This is a genomic window from Bacillus ectoiniformans (assembly GCF_016908875.1).
GTDB lineage: Bacteria > Bacillota > Bacilli > Bacillales > Domibacillaceae > Bacillus_BX > Bacillus_BX ectoiniformans.
In genome coordinates this window covers 277,119-292,926 of sequence record NZ_JAFBES010000004.1, presented here as the reverse complement: position 1 = coordinate 292,926, position 15,808 = coordinate 277,119, and the positions used below count along the sequence as shown (strand labels likewise).

Sequence of the window (15,808 nt, the reverse complement as noted above, 5' to 3'; positions counted from 1 at the left end):
ATCAAATATTCAGGAACCGTTCGCTTATTTTATAGAAGAGAAACGGCGCGAGCAGGGGGATTACAGTGAAAAAAGACTTTGAGATTGTCTCTAAATATACACCGCAGGGCGATCAGCCAGCGGCCATTGCTGAGTTAGTCGAAGGCATTAAACAGGGAAAAAAACACCAAACCCTGCTGGGCGCTACAGGTACGGGTAAGACATTTACGATATCCAATGTGATTAAAGAAGTGAAGAAGCCGACCTTGATTATTGCCCATAACAAAACATTGGCCGGACAGCTATACAGTGAATTTAAAGAGTTCTTTCCGAATAATGCGGTCGAGTACTTCGTCAGCTACTACGATTATTATCAGCCGGAAGCGTATGTGCCGCAAACGGATACATTTATCGAAAAAGACGCGAGCATTAATGATGAAATAGATAAGCTGCGCCATTCAGCGACCTCGTCATTATTTGAAAGAGAAGATGTCATTATCATTGCCAGTGTCTCGTGTATTTACGGTTTAGGTTCGCCTGAAGAATATCGGGAGCTGGTCATTTCATTGAGAACGGGCATGGAGATTGAACGAAATCAGCTGCTTCGAAAATTAGTGGACGTCCAATATGCCCGCAACGACATTGATTTCAAACGCGGAACGTTTCGTGTTCGCGGGGATGTGGTGGAGATCTTCCCTGCTTCTCGTGATGAGCATTGTCTGCGCGTCGAGTTTTTCGGTGATGAGATTGACCGGATTCGTGAAGTGGATGCGTTAACTGGTGAGATTCTTGGTGACCGTGATCATGTCGCTATTTTCCCTGCTTCCCACTTCGTAACCCGTGAAGAGAAGATGAGAATCGCGATTGGCAATATTGAGCAAGAGCTGGAAGAACAGCTGGCGATTATGCGTGAAGACGACAAGCTGCTTGAAGCGCAGCGTTTAGAGCAGCGTACTCGCTACGATTTAGAAATGATGCGGGAGATGGGGTTTTGTTCAGGAATCGAGAACTATTCCCGTCATTTAACATTAAGGCCGCCGGGTTCAACACCATATACGCTGCTTGATTATTTTCCAGATGATTTTTTGCTTGTCGTGGATGAGTCTCACGTGACCTTGCCTCAAGTCCGAGGAATGTTCAATGGGGACCAGGCGCGCAAGCAGGTGCTTGTGGATCATGGCTTCCGTTTGCCTTCTGCGAAGGACAACCGTCCGCTGACATTTGCGGAGTTTGAGGAGCATGTTCATCAGGCAGTGTTTGTATCGGCGACACCTGGACCATATGAACTGGAGCACACCCCTAAAATGGTGGAGCAGATCATTCGTCCAACAGGATTGTTGGATCCGACAGTTGATATTCGCCCGATTGAAGGCCAGATAGATGATTTACTTGGAGAAATCAATGAACGAATTGAGAAAAATGAACGAGTGCTAATCACGACGTTAACGAAGAAAATGTCCGAGGATTTAACTGATTATTTAAAAGAGATCGGCATTAAAGTGCAGTATTTGCACAGTGAAATTAAAACGCTTGAACGGATTGAAATCATCAGGGATCTTCGGCTTGGAAAATACGACGTTCTCGTTGGGATTAACTTGTTAAGAGAAGGACTTGATATACCGGAAGTGTCCCTTGTGGCGATTCTTGATGCGGATAAAGAAGGCTTCTTGCGTTCGGAGAGATCATTGATCCAAACGATGGGACGAGCGGCGCGAAATGCATCCGGCCACGTCATTATGTACGCAGATAAAATGACGGATTCGATGACAAAAGCGATTGACGAAACGAAGAGGCGCCGAATTATTCAGCAGGAATATAACGAAAAGCACGGAATTACACCTCAAACGATTCAAAAGGATATTCGCGATGTGATTCGGGCCACTCATGCGGCGGAGGAATCAGAAACGTACACCGCGCAAGGAAAATCGAAAAAGAAGATGTCCGCCAAAGAGAAAGACCGCTTAATGGCAAGCTTAGAGGCCGAAATGAAGGATGCAGCAAAAGCGCTTGATTTCGAACGGGCGGCCCAGCTTCGCGATGCATTGTTAGAGTTGAAATCGGAAGGATGACGGTAAATGGGAATAGATAAAATTATAGTTAAAGGAGCAAGAGCGCATAACTTAAAAGACTTGGATATTACGATTCCGAGGGATCAGCTGGTCGTGTTGACCGGCCTTTCCGGTTCGGGAAAGTCCTCGCTTGCTTTTGATACGATTTATGCAGAAGGCCAGCGGAGGTACGTCGAATCCCTGTCTGCTTATGCCCGTCAATTTTTGGGACAAATGGATAAGCCAGATGTGGATGCGATTGAGGGACTGTCCCCTGCGATCTCAATCGATCAGAAAACAACGAGTAAAAATCCGCGCTCCACAGTCGGAACAGTGACTGAAATTTATGATTATCTGCGTTTGCTGTTTGCCCGTGTCGGCCGTCCGGTCTGTCCTGTGCATGGGATCGAAATCACGTCACAGACGATCGAACAGATGGTGGATCGCATTATGCAGTATGAGGAGCGAACGAAGCTCCAGGTTCTTGCACCGATTGTTTCCGGCAGAAAGGGTACGCACGCCAAAGTTTTAGAAGACATTAAGAAACAAGGCTATGTGCGGGTGCGCGTGAACGGTGAAATGAGGGAAGTAGAAGAAGAGATTGAGCTCGAAAAAAATAAAAAGCACTCCATTCAAGTCGTCATTGACCGTGTCGTTGTAAAAGAAGGCGTAGAATCTCGTCTCGCAGACTCGCTAGAAGCAGCTTTGAAGCTTGGTGAAGGAAACGTCATCATAGATGTGATTGGCCAAGAGGAATTATTATTCAGTGAACATCATGCTTGTCCGCATTGCGGATTTTCGATCGGAGAGCTGGAGCCGAGAATGTTTTCGTTTAACAGTCCATACGGCGCTTGTCCCACGTGTGATGGCCTTGGCAATAAGTTAAAAGTAGATCCTGATCTTGTCATTCCCAACTGGGATCTCAGTTTAAAAGAGCATGCGATTGCCCCTTGGGAGCCAACGAGTTCTCAATATTATCCGCAGTTGCTCCAGGCGGTCTGCGATCATTACGGCATTGATATGGACACGCCGGTGAAGGATCTGCCGAAAGACCAGCTGGATAAAGTGCTGCATGGATCAGGCCGTGATCGAATTCATTTCCGCTATGAAAATGACTTCGGACAAATTAGAGAAAATAAGCTTGTTTTTGAAGGTGTCATGAATAATATTGAACGCCGCTATCGGGAAACGAGCTCCGATTATATTCGCGAGCAAATGGAAAAATATATGGGGCAACAGAAATGTTCGTCGTGTAAAGGGTATCGTTTGAAAAAAGAAAGCCTAGCCGTAAAAATTGCCGGCTTCCATATTGGTGAAGTGACCGATTATTCGATTGAAGAGGCGGAGGCTTTCTTTAAACAATTAACACTGTCAGAAAAAGAAATGAAAATTGCCCATTTAATCTTAAGGGAAATCTGTGAACGGTTAAGCTTTTTAATTAATGTGGGCTTGGATTATTTAACCCTAAGCCGAGCAGCTGGCACACTGTCTGGCGGAGAAGCCCAGCGGATTAGGCTCGCTACTCAAATTGGGTCGAGGTTAACGGGTGTCTTGTACATTTTAGATGAGCCATCCATCGGGTTGCATCAACGGGACAATGACCGCTTAATCAGCACGATGCAAAATATGCGGGATATCGGCAATACGCTGATCGTTGTTGAACATGATGAAGATACGATGATGGCTGCTGATTACCTTATTGATATTGGGCCGGGAGCGGGCGTGCACGGCGGTGAAGTCGTATCGGCGGGAACGCCGGAAGAAGTAATGAATGACCCGGCATCTTTGACCGGCCAATATTTATCAGGGAAAAAGTATATTCCATTGCCGCATAAACGCCGAAAGCCGGACGGACGCTGGATCGAAGTTATCGGTGCGAAAGAAAACAACCTTCACAATGTGAAAGCGAAGTTTCCGCTTGGGGTATTTACCTCTGTTACCGGCGTCTCAGGCAGCGGGAAAAGTACGTTGATTAATGACATTCTCCATAAATCTCTGGCTCAAAAGCTGCATAAAGCGAAAAGTAAGCCAGGTCAGCATAAAGAGGTTAAAGGCATTGAACATTTGGAAAAAGTCATTGATATCGACCAGTCACCGATTGGGCGTACACCTCGATCTAATCCTGCCACTTACACAGGCGTTTTTGATGACATTCGTGATGTGTTCGCATCAACCAACGAAGCGAAAGTGCGCGGCTATAAAAAAGGCCGGTTTAGCTTCAATGTAAAAGGCGGTCGCTGTGAAGCCTGCCGCGGAGATGGAATTATTAAAATTGAGATGCATTTCCTGCCGGATGTCTATGTCCCTTGTGAAGTGTGTCATGGCAAGCGATACAACCGGGAAACACTAGAAGTGAAATATAAAGGGAAGAATATTTCGGATGTGCTAGGGATGACCGTGGAAGATGCACTGGAGTTTTTTGAAAACATTCCGAAGATCCGCCGAAAGCTGCAAACCATTTATGATGTAGGTCTTGGATACATTAAGCTTGGACAGCCGGCTACTACTCTGTCTGGCGGAGAAGCACAGCGAGTCAAGCTTGCTTCTGAATTGCATCGCCGTTCTAATGGGCGCTCCCTTTATATATTGGATGAGCCGACGACAGGATTGCATGTAGATGATATTTCCCGCTTGCTCGATGTCCTCCAGCGGTTAGTGGAAAATGGAGATACGGTATTAGTGATCGAACATAACTTGGATGTGATTAAAGCATCTGATTACATTATCGACCTCGGCCCTGAAGGCGGAGATAAAGGCGGAACAATTGTCGCATCCGGCACGCCAGAAGATGTGGCAGAAGTAGAAGGCTCTTATACTGGCTATTATTTAAAACGGATTTTAGCGAGAGAAAGAGAACGGATGGAAATTACGCAGTAAGGCTCGCAAGTAAAACTCAGCTAGTGAATGAAACTTTTTTTAGCGAATAGCGTATGTAAAGAAAGAATATAATTTCAATAAACTGGAGGGTTTGGAATGAGCGCAGAGAAAAAACGAATTTTAGAAATGATTGAAGCGGGAGTGATTACGGCTAGTGAAGGGCTGACTTTACTAGAAGCGTTAGAAAAAGAAAATCAAACTGGCTATGGCGGGAAAGAAAAGAAAGATAACTTTTTCGATGAATTGGCAAGCTTTGGCCAGAAATTCGCCGGACAAATGGGCGGTTCACAATCAGGCAGTTCATTCAATCAGCCTAAAGATAAGCTATTTCAATTCGTTCAATCCACCGTGCAGAAATTGAAAGATTTCGAATTGCCGCTCGGTAAGGCCGTTGAGTTTTCGCATGAGTTTCATGAAGCTAACTGTTCACCTGTTAAAATTAAAGCTGAGGCGGCCAGCGGCAATTTGACCATAAAACCGTGGGATGAACCTGGCGTCAAAGCGGAATGCCAGGTGAAAGTATACGGTGCAGACAGTGAAGATGAAGCACGCGAAGCGTTCATTAAGAATAGTGTGTTCTATGCGCGTGAAGATAAGCTGTCTTTTTCCATTGGTTTAAAGCTGATGAAAGTCGATACAGTTCTTTATGTTCCGCAGTCAGCCTATGATGAAATTTCCGTCAAATTGTTCAGCGGTTCCTTCTCTATGAGAGATGCCGAGGTTCGGGAGTTAGAAGTCAAAGCCGCGAACGGAAAAATTGAAGTGAAAAACTCGCGCATTGATCAGTTTGAAGGAGAAACAGGAAACGGGCAGATTTATTTAATCGACTGCACGGGTAAAAAAGCAGAAGCAAATTCCTTTTATGGTGCGGTTCATGTCGTTGGAACATTCGGCTTCACAGATATTAAATCCTTTAACGGAAACATCTTATGCGATGTAAAATCTGGCGCCGCTCACACAGTGAAAACGCAGGCAGTAACAGGCAATATTGAAATCTATGTGCCGGATACAGTCAGCATGAAAGGCGAACTCCGCACGAATTTAGGATCATTGCAGCTTCCTGAAACGGGAATGAAGCGAGTGACAGAAAAAGAAGAAATGGTTCAAAAACTGGTTCGATTTGAAAGTGAGCACGAGGCGTTAGAGCGAGTGGCGATCGAAGCGGAAACTAGAACGGGATCAGTGGTTGTCAAAACCGTAGGAACGCAGCCAAAAGAGAAAGACACAGAGACGCCGATTATTGAATAAAAGGTGTGTGAAAAGATGAAATGGCTTCTAGGCATCCTCATCAATGCCGTCTTATTTGTAGCGATATCCGGATATTTCTCAGGGCTCTATATTGATAGCTTTCTGTCAGCGGTGATAGCGAGTGTCGTACTGTCGGTATTAAATATTCTAGTGCGGCCGCTGCTAATCATTTTTACCTTGCCAATTACATTTGTCACACTGGGATTTTTCCTATTCGTCATTAATGCCGTCACTTTATTATTAACGGATGGGATCATGGGCAGTGCCTTTGAAATTTCTGGATTTGGAATGGCCTTATTCATCGCTGTGATTATGGCGATTGTCAATTTGGTGCTGCAAATGACTGTGTTTCAAAAACATAGCGCATAGTGCGCTGGCGATTGAGCCAGCGTATTTTTTTATGGTGTAATACCTGCTGAAACCTCAGGGAATAACCCTTTTCTCTGAGGTTTCGAGAAATGCAGTCTCAACATGTAAACTGCTATCTGTTTAACATTTCAAGTCATTCGCTGACGAAGCAATTTAAAAAAATGTTACAATAGACGTAAATTGCCATTAGGGAGGAAATAGTCTTGGCTAAAGTACGCACCAAAGATTTGATTGAAAAGTTTAAGATGGAGTTGTTAAGCGGAGAAGAGGGTATTCATCGTCCGATTACGACAAGTGATCTTTCTCGTCCCGGTTTAGAAATTGCCGGTTTCTTTGATTATTATCCGGCAGACCGTATTCAGCTGCTTGGCATGACAGAGTTAACTTTTTTTGAAAAGTTAACTAGTCAGGAGAAGCAAGCACGGATGGAACGGCTTTGTGACGATCAAACACCAGCGATCATTATTGCACGTGGCCTAGAGGTGCCGGAAGAGCTGATGGAATCATCCGAACGTCATTCGGTTCCGGTCATGCGTTCAAATTTAACGACGACACGATTATCTAGTCACTTAACAAATTATTTAGAAAGTATGCTGGCACCGACGACAGCCGTACATGGTGTATTAGTAGATATTTACGGCGTGGGTGTGCTGATCACAGGACAAAGCGGCGTCGGTAAAAGTGAAACGGCTCTTGAACTGGTGAAGCGGGGACATCGTCTTGTTGCGGATGACTGTGTAGAGATTCGCCAGGAGGATATTGATACGCTTGTGGGCAGCTCACCGGAACTGATTGAGCATCTGCTTGAAATTCGCGGACTGGGAATTATTAACGTGATGACGCTGTTCGGTACGGGAGCGATTCGCGGACATAAACGGATTTCTTTAAATATTAACTTAGAAATTTGGGATTCCAAAAAGCAATATGACCGTTTGGGTATCGAAGAAGATAAGATGAAAATTATTGATTCAGAGATTACAAAAATTACTTTGCCCGTTCGCCCAGGCCGAAATCTTGCGGTTATTATTGAGGTAGCAGCGATGAATTTCCGATTAAAACGCATGGGTGTGAATACCGCTCAGGAGTTTACGGATAAACTGGCTAACGTGATTAACGATCGTGATCCGGATCAGCTATAGGCGAGAGTGTCAGGAAGGGGAGGAAGAATGGAAGGTTATCCATTAAATCCGATAGCCATTGATTTAGGTCCGCTGCAAGTGCATTGGTACGGTCTGATCATCGGCTTTGGGATTGCATTAGGCTTTTATTTAGCAACAAAAGAAAGTGAGCGTCTCGGCTGGGATAAAGAGATGTTCGCCGATTTATTAATTTGGGCTATCCCAGCTGCCATTATCTGTGCCCGCCTTTACTATGTTATTTTTCAATGGGGCTATTATTCACAAAACCCCGGAGATATTATTAAAATATGGAATGGTGGAATTGCTATACATGGAGCGTTAATCGGGGCAGTTGCCACAGCCATTATTTTCTCGCGTGTGAAAAAGATTTCCTTTTGGAAGCTGGCAGACATTGCGGCGCCTAGCTTAATTTTAGGCCAGGCAATCGGACGCTGGGGCAACTTTATGAACCAGGAAGCACACGGGGGCGAAGTGTCGCGCTCCTTTTTAGAAGGCTTGTCGCTGCCTGATTTTATTATTAATCAAATGTATATTGACGGGACGTATTACCACCCGACATTCTTGTATGAATCGATTTGGAATTTACTTGGATTTGCGCTTCTGATGTGGCTGAGAAAAGTCAATTTGAAACGAGGCGAGATCTTCTTAACGTATGTCATATGGTATTCCATTGGCCGCTTTTTCGTGGAAGGCTTGCGAACAGACAGCTTAATGCTGACGGATTCGCTGCGAATTGCTCAGGTCATTTCGCTGGTCTTGATTGCCGGGGCTGTCACACTGTTTGTCATTCGCAGAAAAAATAAAGAAAACGTGCCATACGATAGTCAATTGGGTTAAGAGAGGAACGAACACAAGGGGAGAAAAAGAGATGATATCAACCATCAAGACAGGCCTGGGGGCAGGATTAAAAACCACCTGGTCGCTTGGGAAAATTATTTTTCCGATCACGTTAATTGTGACATTGCTTCAATATACACCTGTTCTGCCATGGGTCATTGATTTAATTAGTCCGGTCATGAGCATTTTCGGTTTGTCAGGAGATGCAGCCATACCGCTAGTTTTTGGGAATTTTCTTAACTTATATGCCGGAATCGGTGCAATTCTTTCGCTGGATTTAACAGTAAAAGAAGTATTTATACTGGCCGTCATGCTTTCGTTTTCTCATAACTTGCTAATCGAATCCAGTGTAGCCACGCGAGTAGGTGTGAAAATTTGGCTCATGCTCGTTGTGCGAATTGGGCTTGCTGTTATATCAGCAATTGTGATTAACCTCGTATGGAATGGCGGAGGGGAGCTGGCTGTTTATGGAATGATGCCTCCGCAGCAGGATTCACCTGAAGGCGTCATGGAAATATTGTCAGCAGGACTTGTGAAAGCTGGATTTGGTGTCTTTCAATTAGCACTGATCGTCATTCCGCTAATGGTGGGAATTCAGATTCTAAAGGACTTAAAATGGCTGGCCGTCTTTTCACGGTGGATGTCACCGATCACTCGTATGCTCGGCATGAAGGAGAATACGTCAACAACTTTAGCAGCTGGCTTAATGTTTGGCTTGGCGTATGGTTCAGCCGTTATGATCCAAGCGGTGGAAGAGGATGGAGTCAGCCGTAAAGATGTAACCATCGCGTTTATCTTTTTAGTTGCCTGCCATGCGGTCGTCGAGGATACGCTGATCTTTGTTCCGCTCGGCATTCCTGTCTTGCCGCTTCTGCTGATTCGTTTAATTACAGCGATCTTGCTTACGCTGCTTGTTTCCTATTTCTGGAGACGAGCGGAAATTGCTCAAGGAAAGGAAGCAACCATTTCATGAAGAATATCAACACCTTACTGTTTGATCTCGATGGAACGCTGATCAACACGAATGAGCTAATCGTTTCATCGTTTTTGCACACATTAAATCATTATTATCCGAATCAATATGTACGTGAAGATGTCTACCCATTTTTAGGTCCGACACTTCATGAAACGTTCCACAAGATGAACCCGGAAGCGGTAGAAGAAATGATTACGCACTACCGGGCATTCAATCATGCGAAACATGATGAGTTAGTAACAGAATTTGAGGGAGTATTTGAAACAATCCGCACGTTAAAAGAAAACAATTATAAGCTGGCGATCGTTTCGACAAAAATTCGGGAAACGGTGATTAGAGGGTTGAAGTTAACGAATCTAGATCAGTTTTTCGATGTGATTATTTCTTTAGATGAAGTCACTAATCCGAAACCAGATCCTGAACCGCTATATAAAGCGCTCGACTTATTGGACTCTCGGCCGGAAGAAGCGATCATGATTGGCGATAACTATCATGACATCGATGGCGGTAAAAATGCAGGAACATTAACCGCTGGTGTAGCGTGGTCCATTAAAGGTAAGGAATTTTTAGAAACGTTTAAACCGGACTTCATGTTAGAAACAATGCCTGATCTGTTAGATATTTTAGAAATAGGGAAGGCCGGGAAATGAGACGAACGAAACGGTATGAAGTGAAAGGTGCCAATTCTCTTTGGAATATCTATCAAACCGTTTCCTTTTGGAAAACCTTTAAAAATACGGCTGTCATTGAAATCAGCCGATTTGTTCCTTTTATGCGCATGAAAAATTGGATGTACCGGACATTTTTACGGATGAAAATCGGTGAACAGACGGCGCTCGCCTATAAAGTTGTGCCGGACATCATGTTCCCTGAGTATATCTCGATTGGCCGCAACACGATTATCGGCTACAATACAACGATTCTTGCTCATGAGTATTTAATTCACGAGTACCGGCTCGGTGAAGTCGTAATTGGCGACAACGTGATGATCGGAGCCAACTGCACAATTTTACCCGGTGTGACGATTGGGGACGGTGCAGTGGTGTCCGCAGCGACACTCGTTCACCGAGATGTGCCGCCGGGCGCCTTTGCCGGGGGAAATCCGATGCAAATTAAAGAAAGAACATGAAGAAAACTGGCCTTCCGCTTGGGAAGCCGGTTTTTTTGTGGAGTCTTGGGAGAAATCAACGCGATTTCGGTCCGATATTGCAGAAGAATGAGGCTTTATCGGCGCTTTCGGGTACTCTATCAGCGGATGCGGACGTTCTATCAGCGACTTCCATAGAGATATCAGCAACTTTTAGATTATATCGGCAACTTCCAAGGGGATATCAGCAACTTCCAAACACTTATCAGCAACTCCTCCTGTACGCTTCTTTCTCCAATCTTCCACAACCCGTCATAACAACGTATCGCAATCGTCACATCCATTCTATTATTCTAAAAACATATAGTAAAATAGTACTAATTTCGCAAAAATCCAATAATATCGCGATTTTTCTCAAAAAAAGCTTGTTATTTAATTTTTCAGAATATAGAATATAAATTAAATTATTCGACAAAAACGTTTTAGACATCTGGGAGGTTCTACATATGGCAACTTTTTTTGCAGCATTATTATTACTAGTAGGAGGATATGCGGTTTACTCAAAAATTGTTGAGCGCGTATTCGTTGTAGATGATACAAACGAGACACCAGCCTATACAAAGCAGGATGAAATGGACTATGTGCCAATGAGCTGGTGGAAGGGTTCGTTAATTCAATTATTAAATATCGCGGGTCTAGGCCCGATCTTCGGTGCCGTTGCTGGCGCTTTATATGGTCCAGTTGCTTTTATCTGGATTGTTCTTGGTACGATTTTTGCAGGAGGGGTGCATGATTACTTCTCAGGCATGCTTTCCTTACGTCATGGTGGAGCACAATACCCGACACTGGTTGGGCGTTATTTAGGAAATGCAGTGAAGAAAGCAATTAACGTCATTTCGCTCATTCTTATGGTGCTTGTAGCGGCGGCCTTCACAGCAGGTCCAGCTCAACTAATTGCTCAAATCACACCGCTTGGCTTTATGTCAGCATTAGCACTTGTCTTTTTCTACTTTATCTTAGCGGCGGTGCTGCCGGTTAATAAGATCATCGGCCGAATCTATCCGTTATTTGGAGCTATCCTTATCTTTATGGCTGTAGCTATCGCTGCTGCATTGCTAATGGGGGACAAGCCCATCCCGAATCTGACACTTGAAAATCTTCACCCGGGTGAATTGCCAATCTGGCCTTTATTAATGGTGACGATCTCATGCGGAGCAATTTCCGGTTTCCATTGTACACAAAGCCCGATCGTTTCTCGTACGATGAAAAAAGAGTCTGATGGACGTAAAATTTTCTACGGAGCAATGGTTGCTGAAGGCGTAATCGCATTAATCTGGGCGGCTGCAGGTATGACATTCTTTGGCGGTACAGGCGGATTGCAAGAAGCGCTGGCTGCAGGAGGACCAGCAGGCGTAGTTAATGAAATCTCTACTTCTTTATTAGGCACACTTGGCGGGATTTTAGCGGTACTTGGTGTTATTATTTTGCCAATCACAACAGGAGACACGGCTCTTCGTTCGTCTCGAATGATGCTGGCTGAAATGATGGAGAAATTTGTCAATCCAGAGAAAAAGATGGTTCCTGTTTTCATCACATTGGCTGTAGGAGTTCCAGCCTTTATTTTATCAACAATTGATTATTCCTTCTTATGGCGTTATGTAGGGTGGACGAACCAAGTCGTAGCAACAGTTATGCTATGGACGGCTGCTTCTTACCTTTTAAAAGAAGGAAAAGCTCACTTAATCGCAGGCGTACCAGCCTTATTTATGAGTGGTGTGGTTTGTACGTATATCTTTTACGCACCTGAAGGGTTTGGTTTCAGCTACAATACATCCCTATTAGCTGGCGGCGTACTTACATTAGGCATCCTGGCGTTATACGTTTGGAAAATTATTCAGCATAAACAGAAGCGGGCCATCCAACGCAAAACGGTGGCTGCGTAAAGATACTTTGACAAGAAAGCCTTTCAAGTGATCTCGCTTGAGAGGCTTTTGTTCGTTTTTTCGTTCGGATACAATGAAAGAGTCATATTCTTTCTTGACGGAAATTATCAGAAACGTTACACTACTTATAACTTCAATGTGGTAACATATTAGCGAACTAAAGGATTTTCAAAAATAATGCGGTCAGGTGATGATTATGTCGAAATTATTTATGTTTGAAAAACCGGTGGGAATGAGAGATACCCTTCCTCATATTTATGAAACGAAACGAAATATAAAAGATCAGATTGAAAATGAAATGAAGAGCTGGGGCTATCAATTTATTGAAACGCCGGCTTTAGAATATTATGAAACGGTTGGAGAAGCATCAGCCATTTTAGATCAGCAGCTGTTTAAACTGCTAGATCAGCAAGGCCATACATTGGTGCTTCGTCCGGATATGACAGCTCCGATTGCGCGGGTTGCAGCCGCTAAACTATTAAAAGAACAAGTGCCACTCCGTCTGGCTTATTCAGCTAACGTCTATCGGGCGCAGCAGCGTGAAGGCGGGCGTGCAGCAGAGTTTGATCAAATTGGGGTAGAAAACATTGGCGATGAAACGATTAGTGCTGATGCGGAAGTCATTGCTTTAATGGTTTCCTCTTTAAAGAAATTAGGGCTGAAAAGCTTCCCGATTTCCATTGGGCATATCCGGTTTGTCAGTGAATTATTTACGCAAATTCTTGGTACAGAAGAACGGGCAAGTGTGCTGCGCCGTTACTTATACGAAAAGAACTATGTTGGCTATCGTGAGCATGTGAAAGAATTGCCGCTTTCTTCTATTGATAAGCAGCGTCTGTTGAACTTCTTAGAACTTCGCGGCGGAGAAGAGTGCCTGGATCAAGCGGGTTCCTTGATTGAAGGAGAAGCTGGACAAGAAGCGATTGATGAACTTCGCCAGCTGTTTGCGCTATTAAAGGATTATGGAATTGATCAATATGTGAAGTTTGATTTATCCCTCGTCAGTCATATGAGCTACTATACGGGTATACTATTTGAAGTCTATGCAGACGGAGTAGGTTATCCAATTGGAAATGGCGGCCGCTATAACGATTTATTAGAGAAGTTTGGGCGGTCGGCGAGTGCGACAGGATTTGGGCTTCGACTGGACTTTTTACTTGAAGCTGTTGGGGAGCTGGCGGAAAAAGAAAGCGTTCATTGTATTCTTTTCAGCCAGGAGAGACGGAAAGAAGCTATTGACGCAGCGGCGGCGCTTCGTGAACAAGGGGAGCGGGTCGTGCTGCAGGACTTATCTGGTGTGAAAAACGTCGATCATTTTACAAGTGCTTGTGCAGAGGTAAGTTTTTATGTAGGAAAAGCAACAAATGGAGGGGAAGCCTGATGTCGATGCTGACCATTGCGATGCCAAAAGGAAGAATATTTGAAGAAGCTGCTGAATTGCTCCGCTTAGCCGGCTATCAGCTGCCGCCTGAATTAGACGATTCCCGCAAGCTGATCATTGAAGTGCCAGAAGAAAATTTGCGCTTCTTTCTAGCTAAGCCGATGGATGTGGCAACCTATGTGGAATATGGCGTGGCTGATCTCGGAATTGCAGGAAAAGATGTCTTGCTTGAAGAAGATAGAGATGTATACGAGCTTCTTGATTTAAAGATTAGCCCATGTTATTTGGCGGTGGCTGGTTTACCAGATACACCGATGAATGAAGTAGCGCCAAAAATTGCGACGAAATATCCAAACGTGGCATCCACCTATTTCCGTGAGCAAGGGGAACAAGTGGAAATCATTAAATTAAATGGTTCGATTGAGCTTGCGCCTTTGATAGGACTGGCCGATCGGATTGTGGATATCGTTTCAACTGGGCGGACGCTGAAGGAGAACGGGCTCGTTGAATATGAAACGATTGTCGGCATTACATCCCGATTAATCGTAAACCCGGTAAGCTATCGGATGAAGGATGGAGAAATTCATGATCTGGTTGACCGTCTGACAGGGGTTATTGCAGATAAGGCGGTGTCTTCTTAAGATGAAGATTCAAAAGGTAACAGGAGATTTAACATTAAAGCGTTCAGTCGATAATGGAACGGAAGAGCAGCGCGCGGCAGTCCGTGAGATCATTGAACAAGTAAAGCAAGAGGGCGATGCGGCTCTTCGTGAACTGACAGAGAAATTTGACGGAGCTAAGCTGTTTAGCCTCAAAGTGACGCAAGAGGAAATAAACGAAGCCTATACGGAAATGGAAGAAGGCGTCATTGCAATTATTAAAGAAGCGGCAGAGAACATTTCCGCTTTTCACCAGAAACAGCTGCGTGAAACATGGATGTACACAGATGAATCTGGCACGATGCTTGGGCAAAAAATGACAGCGCTTGATTCAGTAGGTGTGTATGTGCCAGGCGGAACAGCTGCGTACCCATCTTCTGTATTGATGAATGTCATGCCGGCAAAAGTGGCTGGTGTAAAACGGATTGTCATGGTTTCACCACCAGGGGCTGATGGCAAACTGCCAGCTGGTGTTCTTGTGGCAGCGGACATTGCTGGAGTGAAGGAAATCTATAAAGTGGGCGGAGCACAAGCGATTGCGGCTCTTGCTTATGGAACGAAATCTGTGAGATCTGTCGATAAAATTACAGGGCCGGGCAATATCTATGTGGCACTAGCGAAACGAGAAGTATTTGGCGATGTGGATATTGATATGATTGCCGGCCCAAGTGAAATTGCCATTTTAGCAGACGATACAGCCATTGCAGAAGAAGTGGCGGCTGATCTTTTATCTCAAGCAGAACATGATGTTCGCGCGAGCAGTGTGCTTGTGACCACTTCAGAAAAGCTAGCAGAGGACACAGCGCTTGAAGTAGAGAAACAATTGAAAGAACTTCCGCGTGAAGAAATTGCCCGTGCGGCGATTCAAAACTATGGCGCCATCTATTTAGCAAAAGACAAGGAAGAAGCCATTGATGTCATTAATCAGCTGGCACCTGAGCATTTAGAAATCATTACAGAACAGGCATTAGAAACAGTCGCATCTATTCGTCATGCCGGCGCCATCTTTATTGGCCGATACAGTTCCGAGCCGATCGGTGATTATTTCGCTGGTCCGAATCATGTCTTGCCGACCAATGGAACCGCTCGTTTTTCAAGCCCATTGTCAGTCGATGATTTCATGAAGAAGTCCAGTCTGATTATGTACAGTGAACAGGCGATTAGGGAAAACGGAGAAAAAATTGCTGCGTTTGCCCGCTTAGAAGGATTGGAAGCACATGCCCGGGCAGTCGAAAAACGCTTGAAATAACACAATAGATGAGGTG

Annotated in this window: 13 protein-coding genes; all 13 read left to right on the top strand. The window is 44.5% G+C overall.

The features are described from left to right. Window positions 1–65: 65 nt before the first annotated feature. The 13 genes from uvrB to hisD all read left to right on the top strand — a co-directional run bounded on the left by uvrB (window position 66) and on the right by hisD (window position 15,792). Entirely contained in the window at window positions 66–2,048 is a 1,983-nt protein-coding gene (gene uvrB / locus JOC78_RS08390; RefSeq protein WP_204554089.1) for an excinuclease ABC subunit UvrB, read from the top strand. Window positions 2,049–2,054: 6 nt separating this feature from the next. Then, complete coding sequence (uvrA, locus tag JOC78_RS08385) at window positions 2,055–4,904, top strand: excinuclease ABC subunit UvrA (protein WP_204554087.1); 2,850 nt, start codon at window positions 2,055–2,057, stop codon at window positions 4,902–4,904. A gap of 96 nt (window positions 4,905–5,000) precedes the next feature. Further along, window positions 5,001–6,152: a DUF4097 family beta strand repeat-containing protein gene (locus tag JOC78_RS08380; RefSeq protein ID WP_204554085.1), complete on the top strand. Its 1,152-nt coding sequence runs from the start codon at window positions 5,001–5,003 to the stop codon at window positions 6,150–6,152. Window positions 6,153–6,167: 15 nt separating this feature from the next. Further along, entirely contained in the window at window positions 6,168–6,521 is a 354-nt protein-coding gene (locus JOC78_RS08375) for a phage holin family protein (protein WP_204554083.1), read from the top strand. Between the two features lie 203 nt (window positions 6,522–6,724). Continuing rightward, the gene (gene hprK, locus JOC78_RS08370) at window positions 6,725–7,660 is read left to right on the top strand and encodes an HPr(Ser) kinase/phosphatase (protein WP_204554081.1); all 936 of its coding nucleotides are present in this window, start codon (window positions 6,725–6,727) and stop codon (window positions 7,658–7,660) included. Window positions 7,661–7,687: 27 nt separating this feature from the next. Next, a complete protein-coding gene (gene lgt, locus JOC78_RS08365; protein WP_204554079.1) occupies window positions 7,688–8,497 on the top strand; it encodes a prolipoprotein diacylglyceryl transferase in 810 nt (269 codons plus the stop codon). Window positions 8,498–8,528: 31 nt separating this feature from the next. After that, on the top strand, window positions 8,529–9,470 hold the full coding sequence (locus tag JOC78_RS08360) for a nucleoside recognition domain-containing protein (RefSeq protein ID WP_204554077.1): 942 nt from the start codon (window positions 8,529–8,531) through the stop codon (window positions 9,468–9,470). Then, window positions 9,467–10,123, top strand: coding sequence for a pyrophosphatase PpaX (gene ppaX / locus JOC78_RS08355; protein WP_204554075.1), 657 nt, complete (start codon window positions 9,467–9,469; stop codon window positions 10,121–10,123). The genes JOC78_RS08360 and ppaX overlap by 4 nt, the downstream gene beginning before the upstream one ends. Beyond that, window positions 10,120–10,602 carry an acyltransferase gene (locus JOC78_RS08350; RefSeq protein WP_204554073.1) on the top strand — a complete coding sequence of 161 codons (483 nt, stop codon included), beginning with the start codon at window positions 10,120–10,122 and terminating at the stop codon, window positions 10,600–10,602. Before ppaX ends, JOC78_RS08350 begins: the two co-directional genes overlap by 4 nt. Before the next feature lie 464 nt (window positions 10,603–11,066). After that, the gene (locus tag JOC78_RS08345) at window positions 11,067–12,503 is read left to right on the top strand and encodes a carbon starvation CstA family protein (protein WP_204554071.1); all 1,437 of its coding nucleotides are present in this window, start codon (window positions 11,067–11,069) and stop codon (window positions 12,501–12,503) included. A 196-nt stretch (window positions 12,504–12,699) separates the two neighbouring features. Beyond that, the gene (locus JOC78_RS08340; protein ID WP_204554069.1) at window positions 12,700–13,884 is read left to right on the top strand and encodes an ATP phosphoribosyltransferase regulatory subunit; all 1,185 of its coding nucleotides are present in this window, start codon (window positions 12,700–12,702) and stop codon (window positions 13,882–13,884) included. Further along, window positions 13,884–14,525 carry an ATP phosphoribosyltransferase gene (gene hisG / locus JOC78_RS08335; protein WP_420829915.1) on the top strand — a complete coding sequence of 214 codons (642 nt, stop codon included), beginning with the start codon at window positions 13,884–13,886 and terminating at the stop codon, window positions 14,523–14,525. Before JOC78_RS08340 ends, hisG begins: the two co-directional genes overlap by 1 nt. A gap of 1 nt (window position 14,526) precedes the next feature. Beyond that, window positions 14,527–15,792 carry a histidinol dehydrogenase gene (gene hisD / locus JOC78_RS08330; protein ID WP_204554067.1) on the top strand — a complete coding sequence of 422 codons (1,266 nt, stop codon included), beginning with the start codon at window positions 14,527–14,529 and terminating at the stop codon, window positions 15,790–15,792. The last annotated feature ends 16 nt before the right edge of the window (window positions 15,793–15,808 follow it).

Coding starts and splice junctions, on each gene's coding strand:
- lgt (WP_204554079.1), top strand. CDS start 7,688: ATGGAAGGTTATCCATTAAATCCGATAGCCATTGATTTAGGTCCGCTG.
- JOC78_RS08340 (WP_204554069.1), top strand. CDS start 12,700: ATGTCGAAATTATTTATGTTTGAAAAACCGGTGGGAATGAGAGATACC.
- JOC78_RS08375 (WP_204554083.1), top strand. CDS start 6,168: ATGAAATGGCTTCTAGGCATCCTCATCAATGCCGTCTTATTTGTAGCG.
- ppaX (WP_204554075.1), top strand. CDS start 9,467: ATGAAGAATATCAACACCTTACTGTTTGATCTCGATGGAACGCTGATC.
- hisD (WP_204554067.1), top strand. CDS start 14,527: ATGAAGATTCAAAAGGTAACAGGAGATTTAACATTAAAGCGTTCAGTC.
- JOC78_RS08345 (WP_204554071.1), top strand. CDS start 11,067: ATGGCAACTTTTTTTGCAGCATTATTATTACTAGTAGGAGGATATGCG.
- uvrA (WP_204554087.1), top strand. CDS start 2,055: ATGGGAATAGATAAAATTATAGTTAAAGGAGCAAGAGCGCATAACTTA.
- hisG (WP_420829915.1), top strand. CDS start 13,884: ATGTCGATGCTGACCATTGCGATGCCAAAAGGAAGAATATTTGAAGAA.
- JOC78_RS08380 (WP_204554085.1), top strand. CDS start 5,001: ATGAGCGCAGAGAAAAAACGAATTTTAGAAATGATTGAAGCGGGAGTG.
- JOC78_RS08350 (WP_204554073.1), top strand. CDS start 10,120: ATGAGACGAACGAAACGGTATGAAGTGAAAGGTGCCAATTCTCTTTGG.
- JOC78_RS08360 (WP_204554077.1), top strand. CDS start 8,529: ATGATATCAACCATCAAGACAGGCCTGGGGGCAGGATTAAAAACCACC.